This window comes from Kaistia terrae, assembly GCF_026344005.1.
Classification (GTDB): Bacteria; Pseudomonadota; Alphaproteobacteria; order Rhizobiales; family Kaistiaceae; genus Kaistia; species Kaistia terrae.
Genome location: NZ_JAPKNH010000001.1, coordinates 975,771 through 987,997 on the forward strand (window position 1 = coordinate 975,771; position 12,227 = coordinate 987,997).

Sequence of the window (12,227 nt, forward strand, 5' to 3'; positions counted from 1 at the left end):
AAAAGTCGCGGACTTTTCGGGCTTTTTGTCTGTTCGAAAATCTGGATAGGGCCCGATCGTCGCGTGAAGCGGATCGGGCCTTTTCTTGTCAGCCGTGGCTGGCGACGGCCTGCATGCGCTCGTCGAACGGCACATGGCCGAAGGCGGTGTTGGCCGTACCCGGCGCCATCAATTCGAGGACGCGACGCATCTGGGCGATCTGGAGATCGAGCGCTGCCATGAAACGGGGATCGTCGGCGGGAAGGCTGGTTGCCTGAAACTGCGTGTGCGCGGACTGCATTCTGCCCTCCTTGGGGACGGTGGCAGCAGGCGGTCGCTACCAATTATTTAGATTTTGAGCCATGTAGGTTAACGCCGCGTGAATCAGCGAGGCCCGTTAACGCTGTAATTGCAGGCTTGCCGCGAGGCGGAGCCTTCGAAGCGACGACGACGATAACCATTCTGCGAGAGACCGGGATCAGCATGACGACGACCTACCCACGTGACCTCATCGGTTATGGCCGCAATACACCCGATCCGAAGTGGCCGGGCGGGGCGAATGTGGCCGTGCAGTTCGTCGTCAATTACGAGGAAGGCGGCGAGAGCAGCATTCTGGATGGCGACAAGTCGTCTGAGTCGCTGCTGTCGGAGATCGTCGGTGCGCAGCCCTGGGTCGGCCAGCGCAACCTCAACATGGAATCGATCTACGAGTACGGCTCGCGCGCCGGCTTCTGGCGCCTGTGGCGGATGTTCTCCAGCCGGCAGGTCCCGGTTACCTGCTATGGCGTGACGCAGGCCATGGCCCGCAATCCGGAAGCCGTCGCGGCGATGAAGGAAGCGGACTGGGAGCTTGCCAGCCACGGCCTGCGCTGGCTCGAATACAAGGACTTCTCCGAAGAGGAGGAGCGCCGCCATATCCACGAGGCGATCCGCCTTCATACGGAAGTCGCGGGTTCGCGGCCGCTCGGCTTCTACCAGGGCAAACCCTCCGACCACACGCTGAAGATCCTGATGGAGGAGGGTGGTTTCCTTTATTCCTCCGACAGTTACGCCGACGACCTGCCCTATTGGGTGGCGGGACCGAATGGTCCGCATCTGATCATCCCCTACACGCTCGAAACCAACGACATGCGCTTTGCGACGCCGCAGGGTTTCAACTCGGGCGACCAGTTCTTCACCTACCTCAAGGACGCGTTCGACGTGCTCTATGAGGAGGGCGAGCAGGGCGCGCCGAAGATGATGAGCGTTGGACTGCACTGCCGTCTTGTCGGCCGGCCGGGACGCGCTGCGGCGCTCGCCCGCTTCATCGACTACGTCGCCTCCAAGGAGAAGGTCTGGATCCCGCGCCGGATCGACATCGCCTGGCACTGGCACGCGCACCACAGGCCGGCATAAACGGCAGGCTCCTGCGGCTTTTGCTTGAATTGGCTGGGTTCAGCGGATACTCCCATCAGGCATGGGAAAAGCGCTGATTCCGCCGGATGGCGGCCATGTCGAAAGCATCAATCTTCGGGACGCTCTTGAAGAGCGTTATCTCGCCTACGCGCTCTCGACCATCATGGGTCGAGCGCTGCCGGACGCGCGAGACGGGCTGAAGCCTGTCCACCGCCGCATCCTGTACGGCATGCACCTGCTGCGGCTCAGCCCGGATTCGGCCTTCAAGAAGTCCGCGAAGATCGTCGGCGACGTGATGGGCTCGTTCCATCCGCATGGCGACCAGTCGATCTATGACGCGCTCGTGCGATTGGCGCAGGACTTCTCCTCGCGCTATCCGCTGGTCGACGGCCAGGGCAATTTCGGCAACATCGACGGCGACGGCGCAGCGGCATACCGCTACACCGAAGCGCGCATGACCGCCGTCGCGCAGATGCTGCTCGAAGGGATCGACGAGGATTCGATCGATTTCCGCGAGAATTACTCCGGCGATCTGAAGGAGCCGGTCGTCCTGCCGGCGAGCATCCCGAACCTGCTCGCCAACGGCACCTCCGGCATCGCCGTCGGCATGGCCACGTCCGTGCCGCCGCACAACATCGCCGAGCTTTGCGACGCTTCGCTGGTCCTGATCCAGAACCCGGACGCGACGACCGAGGAACTGGTCCAGCACGTTCAGGGCCCGGATCTGCCGACCGGCGGCATCATCGTCGACAACCGGGCGCAGATCACCGAGGCCTATCGCACCGGCAAGGGCGGCTTCCGCGTTCGCGCGCGCTGGCATGTCGAGGATCAGGGTCGCGGCACCTATCTGATCGTCATCACCGAGATCCCCTATCAGGTGCAGAAGTCGCGCCTGATCGAGAAGATCGCCGAACTGATCCAGACGCGAAAAGTGCCGCTGCTGGCGGACGTCCGCGACGAGTCTGCCGAAGACATCCGCGTCGTGCTGGAGCCGCGCGCCCGCACCGTCGACGCGGCGCTGCTGATGGAGTCACTCTTCAAGCTCACCGAGCTGGAGAGCCGCATCTCTCTCAACATGAATGTCCTTTCGAAGGGCATCGTGCCGAAGGTGATGAACCTCGGCGAGGTTCTGCGCGAATGGCTGGAGCACCGCCGTGAGGTGCTGGTAAGGCGCTCGGCGTTCCGCCTGGCCCAGATCAAGCATCGCCTCGAAGTGCTGGAAGGCTATCTCGTCGCCTACCTGAACCTCGATGAGGTGATCCGGATCATCCGCTATGAGGATGAGCCGAAACAGGAGTTGATGAAGACCTTCTCGCTGACCGATTTGCAGGCCGAGTCGATCCTCAACATGCGCCTGCGCTCTTTGCGCAAGCTTGAGGAATTCGAGATCCGCAGCGAGCACGAAAAGCTCTCGGCCGAGATGGCCGAGATCGAGGCGCTGCTCGGGTCCGAGGACAAGCAGTGGAAGACGGTGGCCTGGCAGATCAAGGAGGTCCGCAAGACCTTTGGCCCGGAAACCGAACTGGGCAAGCGACGCACCGGCTTTGCCGACGCACCGTCGCATGATGTCGAGGATATCCAGCAGTCGATGATCGAGCGCGAGCCGGTCACCGTCGTCGTTTCCGAAAAGGGCTGGATCCGCGCGCTGAAGGGCTATGTCAGTGATTTCACGACGCTGACCTTCAAGACCGATGACAGCCTGAAGATGGCGTTCCACGCCGAGACGACGGACAAGCTGCTGGTGTTCTCCACCGGCGGCAAGTTCTACACGCTCGGCGCCGACAAGCTGCCGGGCGGTCGCGGCCATGGCGAGCCGATCCGCCTGATGGTCGATATGGACAACGCCCAGGACATCGTCACGGTCTTCGTCCACAAGCCCGGCCGCAAGCTGCTGATCGCCTCGACGGACGGGCGCGGCTTCGTCGTGCCGGAGAGCGAAGTCATCGCCAATACCCGCAAGGGCAAGCAGGTGCTGAATGTCGACGGCACCGAGGAAGCGCGGGTCTGTGTCGAGGCGGCGGGCGATCTCGTCGCCATCATCGGCCAGAACCGCAAGTTCCTGATCTTCCCGGCCGAGCAGATTCCGGAAATGACGCGCGGCAAGGGCGTTCGCCTGCAGCGCTACAAGGATGGCGGGCCTTCCGACGTCCGCTTCTTCTCGACGGCCGAGGGCCTGACCTGGATGGATTCATCCGGCCGGAGCTTTACCCGTACGATCGATGAGCTGCGGGCGTGGGTGGCGGAACGTGGCCAGGCCGGCCGGTTGCCGCCGGACAAGTTCCCCAAGACGAATAGTTTTGGAACGCCGCCGCTGAAGTAGGGGCGACCCTGCCATTCTTCACCTCTCCCTAAGGGAGAGGTCGGAGCGAAGCTCCGGGTGAGGGTTTAGGGAACTATCCGGTAAGGTCTTAAACCCTCACCCGCCGCCCTTCGGGCGTCGACCTCTCCCTCAGGGAGAGGTGAGGGCCTTGCTTACCTGAAGGCGATCACTCGCTGCCCTGGCCCGCTGGTTCCCAGCCGCGCGGGCCGAGATGCTGCTGGGGCTTGAAGCGGGCCTTGTAGGCCATCTTCTTCGAGCCATCGACCCAATAGCCCAGATAGACATAGGGCAGGCCCATCCGACGGGCGCGGCGGATGTGATCAAGGATCATCAGCGTTCCGAGCGACCGGTCGATGAAATCCGGCTCGTAGAACGAGTAGACCATCGACAGGCCATCCGAGAGCAGGTCGGTCAACGCGGTCGCGATCAGCGGGCCTTCGCCCACGCCGGTGATGCCGCTATCCGGCCCGCGAAACCGGTACTCAACCAGCATCGTGTCGACATGCGTGTCCTCGACCATCATCGCATAGTCGAGCACGGTCATGTCGGCCATACCGCCCTGCGAATGGCGGGCGTCGAGATAGGCGCGGAAGAGCGAATATTGTTCTGAGGTCGGCGCCGCGTCGACGCGTGTCCCGATCAGATCGTTATTCTTTTCGAGCACACGCCGAAAACTGCGCGTCGTTTCGAACAGGTCGACGGGGACGCGGATGGAGACGCAGGCCTTGCAGGCCTCGCAGGCCGGCCGGTAGGCGATATTCTGGCTGCGCCGGAAACCACCCTGCGTCAGCACTTCGTTCAAGGCCGAGGCCTTGTCGCCGACGAGATGCGTAAAAACCTTCCGCTCCATCTGGCCCGGCAGATAGGGGCAGGGCGATGGAGCGGTGAGGAAGAATTGCGGCGTTTCGGTCGAGTGATGGGTCATCGCACAACGGGCCCGGACGATTCAGGCATATACCAACGATAGTACGCCAACACCGGGAGCCAATAGCGAAATTTAATCAGCGCCGGGTCCGCATCAGCGGGCCGGCGTTGAGAATGACCGTGCCGAGCAGCATGTCCTGCAGCAGGCGCTTGCGATTGGAGAACAGGCCAACCAGCAGCACCAGCGGCGTCAGCACCGAGATCGAGAACCAGAAGATCAGCGCATGCGCGGCGGCGATGATCACGCCGATGCGCTGCCCGTCGGTGCTGCGGATCGTTACGCCGGCCATGCGCATGCCCGGTGTCGCCGCCTTGGGGCCGCCCAGCGTCAAGCCGATATAGAGCAGGGCGACGATGGCGAACATCGGCAGGGCGAACAGGAACCACGCCAGCCCGAAGGTGAAAACGCCCATTGCCAGGATGACCAGCGACGCCAGCAAGAGAAAGAAACCGATCAAAATCGCGTCGATGATGCACGCAAAAAAGCGCTTCGACAGCACGCCGTCAAAGAGTTCGGGTTCGCGCACGGGGTCGAAAACCATACCGTCGGAACGATAAGCGTCATCGTAGTGCGTCATGGTCGTTTCCTGCTCGAGTCTCATTGTTATCAAATGGGAGGCACTGAACTCTCATACAAGAAGATCGACGTTCCGGCTGCCTGCCTCAGGGCGGATCCATGCGCTGTACAGAGTAATGGCGCGCTTCCAGGGCGGCAACGATCTCTCGCGCGTGGTCGGGGCCGTGCGTCTCGATCGTCACGTCCAGACTGGCGCCCTTCGCCGGCACCGAGAGCAGATGGCGATGATGCGATACTTCCAGGATGTTGCCGCCGCAATTGCCGATCGTCTCGGCGATGTCGGCCAGCACGCCCGGGCGGTCGGGGATGGTCATGCGCACGGCGACAATGCGTTCCGAACGGGCCAGTTCGCGCACCATGATCGAGGCGGCGATGCGCGGATCGATATTTCCGCCGGTCAGGACCAGCCCGACCCGTTTGCCCCGGAAGCGGTCCGGGTCGGCCAGCATGGCGGCAAGCCCCGCCGCACCGGCCCCTTCGGCCATGGTTTTTTGCAGCGTCAGATAGGCGTTCACGGCGCGCTCAATGGTCGTCTCGGAGACCAGGACGACGTCGTCGACACATTGGCGGACGATTTCCAGCGTCAGGACGCCGACATTCTTGACGGCGATGCCCTCGGCGAGGGTGTTGCCGCCGCATTCGCTCTCGACGCCGTCCAGCGCCGCCCGGATCGACGGATAGAGTTCGGTCTCCACGCCGATCACCTGCGTGTGGGGCGCCAATGCCCGGGTCGCGATGGCGATGCCGCTGATCAGTCCGCCGCCGCCGACCGGCACCAGGATGCAGTCGAGCTCCGGCCCATCTTCGATCATTTCGAGGCCGACCGTGCCCTGGCCGCGAATGACATGCGCATCGTCATAGGGATGGACCCAGATGGCGCCGGTTTCATTGGCGATCGTGGCGGCGATCAACTGGCAGGCCGCCAGCGTCTCGCCCTCGACGACCACCTTGGCGCCAAACGCTTGCGTCGCCTCGACCTTCACGAACGGCGTCGTCTTCGGCATGACGATGGTAGCCGGAATGCCGAGCCGCTGGGCGTGATAAGCGACCGCCTGGGCGTGGTTGCCGGCGGACATGGCGACGACGCCATTGGCGCGTTCTTCTGCTGTCAGCGACAGCAGCTTCACCAGCGCGCCGCGTTCCTTGAACGACGAAGTCACCTGCAGATTGTCGTATTTGACGTGGACCTCGGCCCCTGTCAGCCGCGACAGGCGAGGGGCGGGCAGGAAGGGAGTCCGGATCAGGACGCCGTCGATCTGCCGGGCAGCGTCGCGAATGTCCGCAAGCGTCGGGATCCCGGCCGTCAAAGGCGAGGTCGACGATGTCTCAGCCGGCGATCTTTTGGTCATTGAGCCTCCAGACTTCACGATAGGCGCGTTCCACGTCCCTCTTCCAGCACTGCACTCCGGCCGAGCAGGCCGTCTGGACGCAACAGGAACAGCAGTGTGAGGGCCGAGAGTACGACGATGTCGCGCGAAGATGAGTCGAAATAGGCGGACCAGAGGGTTTCGAGCGTGGCGATCAGCAACCCGCCGAGCACCGCGCCCAGCAGCGACCCGGCCCCGCCGACCAGGCTTGCCAGCAGCGCCTTCAGCCCGACGATCAGGCCCATGGAAAAGTTGATCGTGCCATAGCTCAGGGCGAGGACGACGCCGCCGCCGGCGGCAAGTGCCGATGCGAGGACCAGCGTACCCGTCGTGACCAGCGCCGGGTTGATGCCTGACAGCCGCGCCATCACCCCGTCATCCGCCACGGCCCGCCAGGCCCGGCCGAAGGGCGTGATCCGCATGAGGATCAGGACGGCAGCCAAGACGAGCGCGGAGACTGCGATGATCAGCAGGCGCATCTCGGTGATGACGACGGGAAAGGCGCCGCCGGTCAGGAGCACCGGCGTTTCCAGAATCGGGTCGATCCAGATTTCGCGGGCGCCCTGTGTCAGGCGGAGCATTTCGGAAAGTGCGACGCCGAGGCCGATCGTGGCGATGATGAAGGCGCGGTCCGGCCGGTTGATAAGCGGCAGGACGACAGTGCGCCCGACCAGCCAACCCCAGAGCGCCGCCAGCGCGACCGCGCAGGCAAGCGTCAGCCCGATGGTGGCGGCCAATCCAAGCGAGGGCATGGAAGCGGCTGCGACGATGCCGAAGATCGCGCCATAGCCGCCGATCACGGCGATCTGGCCAAACGCCATGTTGATGCGCCGGATCAAGCCGTAAATCAGCGCAAAGGCCAGCGCCAGCGGCGAATAGAGCGCCGCGAGATTGAGGATGTTGGTGAGTTGCTGAAGCGCGAAGCCGACCGATTTCGCCGGGGCCCAGGAAAAGACCTGGAGGGTCGGCGGTTGCCAGTTCGTCTCGGCCACGGCCCGGTCAACCGCGGCATCCTGGGACAGGAACCAGCGATACATCGTCAAGAGTTGCCGCTCCGAGAGCACGCCGTCATAGCCGCGAACGCCGATGACGTCGCGCCGGCCAGTTTCCAGCGTGCCGCCGCCAAAAGCACAGTCGACATAGAGCGGCAACGGCATCTTGGGGACGCTGTAGTTCACCCGCACCGCGTGGCTGACACCGACGAGCGGGATCACCGACTGGATGGTGACCTTCTGATTTTCCGGGGCGACGGCCGTGGCGACCGCCACGCAGATGCGAGCCTGCTGGCGGTCGACATCCGAGCATGCGGAAAGCAGCGCTGTCGCGCAGAACAGGAGCGCCACGACTATGGCCGTTCTGGCCGCCCCCATCATCGGCGCGTCCCTATTAGCGCGGCAAGAGGGGCGCGACGAGCGGCGCGAAGTAGGTCAGGATTCCGTCCGCCCCCGCCCGCTTGAAGGCGGCGAGGCTTTCGATGAAGGCGCGGTCGCCATCGATCCAGCCATTCTGCGCCGCCGCCTGCAGCATCGCGTACTCACCCGACACCTGATAGGCGAAGGTCGGCATGGCGAAGGTCTCCTTGACCCGCTGCAACACGTCCAGATACGGCATGCCGGGCTTGACCATGATCATGTCAGCCCCTTCCTGAATGTCGAGTTCTACCTCGCGCAAAGCCTCGTCGGTATTGGCGAAGTCCATCTGATAGGTGCGCTTGTCGCCGATCAGCGTCTTCGACGTGCCGATCGCATCACGGAACGGACCATAGAAGGCCGAGGCGTACTTGGCCGAGTAGGCCATGATCTGGATATCGAGGAAGCCGGCGTCGTCGAGCACCTCGCGGATCGCCGCGACGCGGCCATCCATCATGTCGGACGGCGCGATGACATCGGCGCCCGCCTCGGCCTGGGCGAGGGCCTGCTGGACGAGCAGGGCGACGCTGGCATCGTTGACGATCCGATCTCCTTCCAGCACGCCGTCATGGCCATGGCTGGTATAGGGGTCGAGCGCGACATCGGTGATCAGGCCGATATCCGGCACCGCCGCCTTGATGGCGCGACAGGCGCGGCAGACGAGATTGTTCGGATTGAGCGATTCCGAGCCAGTCGGATCGCGCAGCGAGGGCTCGGTGAACGGGAACAGCGCGATGGCCGGAATTCCGAGCTTCGCGGCCTTCTCTGCCTCCACGACAGCCTGGTCGACGGAGAGGCGCTGGACGCCCGGCATCGAGGTGACGTCCTGCCGGACATTCGTGCCTTCGACGAGGAAGATCGGCCAGATCAAATCGTTGACCGTCAGTACCGTCTCCCGCACCAGCCGGCGCGACCAGTCCGCCTTGCGATTGCGGCGCAGTCGCCTGCCGCCCAGGATCGCGTTCATATCGGGCGGGGTGAAGAACTGGCGAGTCATGTTGTTTTCCTTAGAAGGCGCGGCGGCGGGACGTTAGCACCGGGAACACCGGTCGCAAGCGCCGCGCTGTCGCGCCCTCGAATGGTATGGAGCGACTTAGCTCTTTCGGACGAGAACCTTGTCGATCCGGCGGCCGTCGAGGTCAACTACCTCGAAGATCCAGTCCTCGTATGTGAAGAATTCGCCCGGCACGGGGATATGGCCGAGGTGGTGCAGCATGAAGCCGGCGACGGTGGCAAAGTCCTCGTCGCGGCCGAGGTCCTTGAGGCCAAGCGTGCGCTCGGCCGTATCGATCGGCGCGCTGCCGTCGATCAGCCACGAACCGTCGGCGCGCTGGATCGCGTCCGGCACGTCGTCGCCCTCGTGCTCCGGCATATCGCCGGCGATCGCTGTCAGGATGTCCATCGGCGTCACGACACCCTGGAAGCTGCCATACTCGTCCAGCACGACCGCCATATGGACGCTCGACGTCTTGAAACGATCGAGCACCTTCAGGATCGGCATGCGCTCGTCGACATAGAGCGGCTCCCGGATTACCGGCGTCAGATCAACGGTCTGGCCCTTGTAGATCTGCTCCAGCAGGTCCTTGGCGTGGACGATGCCGATAACGGCATCGATCTCGCCACGGCTGACCGGGAAGCGCGAATGGCCGGATTCGATGACCGCGTCGCGGATGTCGCCCGGGCTATCCTCGGAATCGAGCCAGACGACGTCGGGTCGCGCCACCATGATCGTGCGCACCGAACGGTCGGCGACGCGGATCACCGCCTCGATCATTTCGCGCTCGGCCTGATGGAAGACACCGGCTTCGGTGCCTTCGGCGATCATGGTCTTGACCTCTTCCTCGGTCACGCCGCGCTCGTCATTCTCCTGTTTGCCGAGAATGCGCAGCACGGTGTTCGTCGAAAGGCGCAGGAACCAGACGACCGGCAGTGCGAATCGTGCGAGCAGGCCGACCGGCCGCGCGACGAAGCAGGCGAGCCGTTCGGGGTTGGTCAGCGCCAGGCGCTTGGGCACCAGCTCGCCGCAGATCAGCGAGAAATAGGCCAGCCCGACCACGACGATGACGGTCGCGATCGTCGAAGCGCGTGCGCCGAGGCTCGGGAATTCATAGAGCAGGAATTCGGTCAGCGGCGTTGCCAGCGCGGCCTCGCCGAACGCGCCGGACAGGATGGCGACGAGCGTGATGCCGATCTGGACCGCCGACAGAAAGCCGGTCGGGTCCTCCGACAGCTTCAGGGCGGTCGAGGCGCCACGGACGCCTTCGCTGGCCATGAACTGCAGACGGGCGGGGCGGGATGAAACGACGGCGATCTCGGATAGAGCAAAGAAGCCGTTGAAAGCGATCAACACAGCGATGATCAGAAGGTCTTGCCAGGGCATGTGTCGTTTAGCGCGCGGCGATCATTGAGGAGGGCACCATGGGTTCCATTTGGCCGTAGAAAAAAGGCCGGCAAGCAGGGCCGAACGGCCGTGCTCCGGAGTATAACTTCGCATCATCTATCTCGACATGGCGCTGATCATATCGAACGCGGCTTGTTCTCGCCAGCGGACAGATGAAGCAATCGCGGGCGCTCGAATGAGGTGGGGACGGAGCCGATCCACCCTTGCCGCAAAGTCCTCTCCGTTTACCATCGGCGGCTTCGAGCGCCGGAGGCAGAATGGCCGAGCCAGAGATACTTTTCGAACGCCAGGGACATGCGGGTCTCATCACGCTCAACCGGCCTGGCGCGCTCAACGCGCTGTCGCATGGGATGGTGACGGCGCTGTCGGATGCCCTCCGGCAATGGCGCGACGACCCATCGATCCGTCTGGTGATCGTGCGGGCGGTCGGACGCGCCTTTTGCGCCGGTGGCGATGTCCGTACCGTTATCGAGGCAGGGCAGGGCGACCCGGTCCAGAAGTCGTTTTTCGAGGCCGAGTATCGCCTGAACGCTGCCATCAAGGCATTTCCAAAACCCTATATCGCGCTTGTCGACGGCTATGTCATGGGCGGCGGCGCCGGTATTTCGGTGCATGGCTCGCATCGGGTCTTCGGGGAAAAAGCCGTCTTCTCGATGCCGGAGACCGGGATCGGCTTTTTCCCGGATGTCGGCTCCAGCTTCTTCCTTTCGCGCATGCCAAGCCAGATCGGACTCTATTGCGCGCTCGCGGCCGTCCGCCTGGCGCGGGGCGATGCCCTGCACGCCGGCATCGCGACCCATGCGGCGCCGGCGGCTGCGTTTGACGCCATCGTGGCGAGCCTTGCCGAAACGGACGACGTCGACGCGGTGCTTGCCGGGTTCATCGAGCCGGTGGCCCCGGAGACGCTGGGCACGCTCGATGCCGCCATCGAGGTGGTCTTCGCGACAGGATCGGTCGAATCGATCCTGGCCCGGCTGGATGGGTTGGAAGGCGCGCTGGCGGAGTGGGGCGGCCGGACCGCGGCTGCGATCCGTACCAAATCGCCCACCAGCCTGCGGGTCGCCCTGCGGCAGATCCGCGCCGCGCGCGACCTCGAGTTCGAGGATTGCATCCGGCTCGACTGGCGGATCGCCTGCGCCATGCTTGATGGCCATGATTTTTACGAAGGGGTTCGCGCCGCCCTGATCGACAAGGATCAGTCGCCGCGCTGGAACCCGGGCACGCTGGACGCAGTTGACCCGAGGGCGATCGAAGGGCACTTCGTGGCTCCCCTCGATGGAGACATTCCGCTGCCATGATGGACAATGAAGTCACCCAGCTCCCGAGCGAGCCGGACAATCCCTATGATCTGGCGCTCGATGTCTATCTGCGGGGCATCGCGGCCGTCCTGCTCCTGCTCGGACTGCGTCATTGGCTCTATATCGCCGGCGTGTTCCAGGATGATGGCTGGAGCCTGGAGACGATGTCGAACCATTGGCGGTTCGTCACCATCAACCTGGCCGTGGTCGACCTCGTCGCGGCCGTTGGGCTCTGGATGCGCGTCGCCTGGGGCAACGTGATCTGGATCTATGTCGCGCTGTTCGAAGTGGCGATGCACACGGTGTTCGCGGACACGTTCGGTTTCGACTGGTTGATCGTCTCGTTCCACGTCATTTCGCTTCTGGTCTTCGTCGGCCTGCTGGTGATGAGCCGCCGCCACGAGGCGGCGGCCGGCTAAAAGTCAGGCGGGGCCTAGGCTTGGCGGCGAGCATAGTAAGTTTTTAACGATAAGAACCGTTTCGGACGCCAAGCCACGAGGTAATCTGACGTTAAGCCTGATCCTTAAGATGATATTCAAATGATCACTCTAAGTTCC

Annotated in this window: 11 protein-coding genes; 4 read left to right on the forward strand and 7 right to left on the reverse strand. The window is 63.8% G+C overall.

Translation table 11 applies throughout. The annotated features are described in order from the left end of the window. Positions 1-88: 88 nt before the first annotated feature. Positions 89-280, reverse strand: coding sequence for a hypothetical protein (locus tag OSH12_RS04510; protein ID WP_266342280.1), 192 nt, complete (start codon positions 278-280; stop codon positions 89-91). A gap of 182 nt (positions 281-462) precedes the next feature. Here OSH12_RS04510 and puuE point away from each other — a divergent pair, with 182 nt between their 5' ends. Together puuE and parC are read left to right on the forward strand one after the other, a co-directional pair. Further along, positions 463-1,374 carry an allantoinase PuuE gene (gene puuE, locus OSH12_RS04515; RefSeq protein ID WP_323180599.1) on the forward strand — a complete coding sequence of 304 codons (912 nt, stop codon included), beginning with the start codon at positions 463-465 and terminating at the stop codon, positions 1,372-1,374. 61 nt (positions 1,375-1,435) lie between these two features. Continuing rightward, on the forward strand, positions 1,436-3,694 hold the full coding sequence (gene parC, locus OSH12_RS04520) for a DNA topoisomerase IV subunit A (RefSeq protein WP_266342281.1): 2,259 nt from the start codon (positions 1,436-1,438) through the stop codon (positions 3,692-3,694). Positions 3,695-3,860: 166 nt separating this feature from the next. Here the strand turns inward: parC and OSH12_RS04525 are convergent, their stop codons facing one another. From OSH12_RS04525 to OSH12_RS04550, 6 genes are all read right to left on the reverse strand, one after another. Then, on the reverse strand, positions 3,861-4,619 hold the full coding sequence (locus OSH12_RS04525) for an arginyltransferase (RefSeq protein ID WP_266342282.1): 759 nt from the start codon (positions 4,617-4,619) through the stop codon (positions 3,861-3,863). A 76-nt stretch (positions 4,620-4,695) separates the two neighbouring features. Then, positions 4,696-5,196 carry an RDD family protein gene (locus OSH12_RS04530; RefSeq protein ID WP_266342283.1) on the reverse strand — a complete coding sequence of 167 codons (501 nt, stop codon included), beginning with the start codon at positions 5,194-5,196 and terminating at the stop codon, positions 4,696-4,698. A gap of 85 nt (positions 5,197-5,281) precedes the next feature. Further along, complete coding sequence (locus OSH12_RS04535; RefSeq protein WP_266342284.1) at positions 5,282-6,544, reverse strand: threonine ammonia-lyase; 1,263 nt, start codon at positions 6,542-6,544, stop codon at positions 5,282-5,284. 14 nt (positions 6,545-6,558) lie between these two features. Next, positions 6,559-7,935 carry a branched-chain amino acid ABC transporter permease gene (locus OSH12_RS04540; protein ID WP_266342285.1) on the reverse strand — a complete coding sequence of 459 codons (1,377 nt, stop codon included), beginning with the start codon at positions 7,933-7,935 and terminating at the stop codon, positions 6,559-6,561. 13 nt (positions 7,936-7,948) lie between these two features. After that, the gene (gene hemB / locus OSH12_RS04545) at positions 7,949-8,968 is read right to left on the reverse strand and encodes a porphobilinogen synthase (protein ID WP_266342286.1); all 1,020 of its coding nucleotides are present in this window, start codon (positions 8,966-8,968) and stop codon (positions 7,949-7,951) included. A gap of 96 nt (positions 8,969-9,064) precedes the next feature. Continuing rightward, a complete protein-coding gene (locus OSH12_RS04550) occupies positions 9,065-10,351 on the reverse strand; it encodes a hemolysin family protein (RefSeq protein ID WP_266342287.1) in 1,287 nt (428 codons plus the stop codon). Positions 10,352-10,629: 278 nt separating this feature from the next. On the opposite strand from OSH12_RS04550, the gene OSH12_RS04555 reads away from it, so the two are divergent. Both OSH12_RS04555 and OSH12_RS04560 read left to right on the forward strand, forming a co-directional pair. Continuing rightward, complete coding sequence (locus OSH12_RS04555) at positions 10,630-11,670, forward strand: enoyl-CoA hydratase/isomerase family protein (protein WP_266342288.1); 1,041 nt, start codon at positions 10,630-10,632, stop codon at positions 11,668-11,670. After that, entirely contained in the window at positions 11,667-12,089 is a 423-nt protein-coding gene (locus OSH12_RS04560) for a DUF6163 family protein (RefSeq protein WP_266342289.1), read from the forward strand. Before OSH12_RS04555 ends, OSH12_RS04560 begins: the two co-directional genes overlap by 4 nt. Positions 12,090-12,227: the final 138 nt, after the last annotated feature.

What these genes read in the sequence shown, in the direction of transcription:
- OSH12_RS04525 (WP_266342282.1), bottom strand. Translation starts at nt 4,619, where the DNA reads ATGACCCATCACTCGACCGAAACGCCGCAATTCTTCCTCACCGCTCCA.
- OSH12_RS04535 (WP_266342284.1), bottom strand. Translation starts at nt 6,544, where the DNA reads ATGACCAAAAGATCGCCGGCTGAGACATCGTCGACCTCGCCTTTGACG.
- OSH12_RS04510 (WP_266342280.1), bottom strand. Translation starts at nt 280, where the DNA reads ATGCAGTCCGCGCACACGCAGTTTCAGGCAACCAGCCTTCCCGCCGAC.
- OSH12_RS04540 (WP_266342285.1), bottom strand. Translation starts at nt 7,935, where the DNA reads ATGATGGGGGCGGCCAGAACGGCCATAGTCGTGGCGCTCCTGTTCTGC.
- OSH12_RS04555 (WP_266342288.1), top strand. Translation starts at nt 10,630, where the DNA reads ATGGCCGAGCCAGAGATACTTTTCGAACGCCAGGGACATGCGGGTCTC.
- puuE (WP_323180599.1), top strand. Translation starts at nt 463, where the DNA reads ATGACGACGACCTACCCACGTGACCTCATCGGTTATGGCCGCAATACA.
- hemB (WP_266342286.1), bottom strand. Translation starts at nt 8,968, where the DNA reads ATGACTCGCCAGTTCTTCACCCCGCCCGATATGAACGCGATCCTGGGC.
- OSH12_RS04560 (WP_266342289.1), top strand. Translation starts at nt 11,667, where the DNA reads ATGATGGACAATGAAGTCACCCAGCTCCCGAGCGAGCCGGACAATCCC.
- OSH12_RS04530 (WP_266342283.1), bottom strand. Translation starts at nt 5,196, where the DNA reads ATGACGCACTACGATGACGCTTATCGTTCCGACGGTATGGTTTTCGAC.
- OSH12_RS04550 (WP_266342287.1), bottom strand. Translation starts at nt 10,351, where the DNA reads ATGCCCTGGCAAGACCTTCTGATCATCGCTGTGTTGATCGCTTTCAAC.
- parC (WP_266342281.1), top strand. Translation starts at nt 1,436, where the DNA reads ATGGGAAAAGCGCTGATTCCGCCGGATGGCGGCCATGTCGAAAGCATC.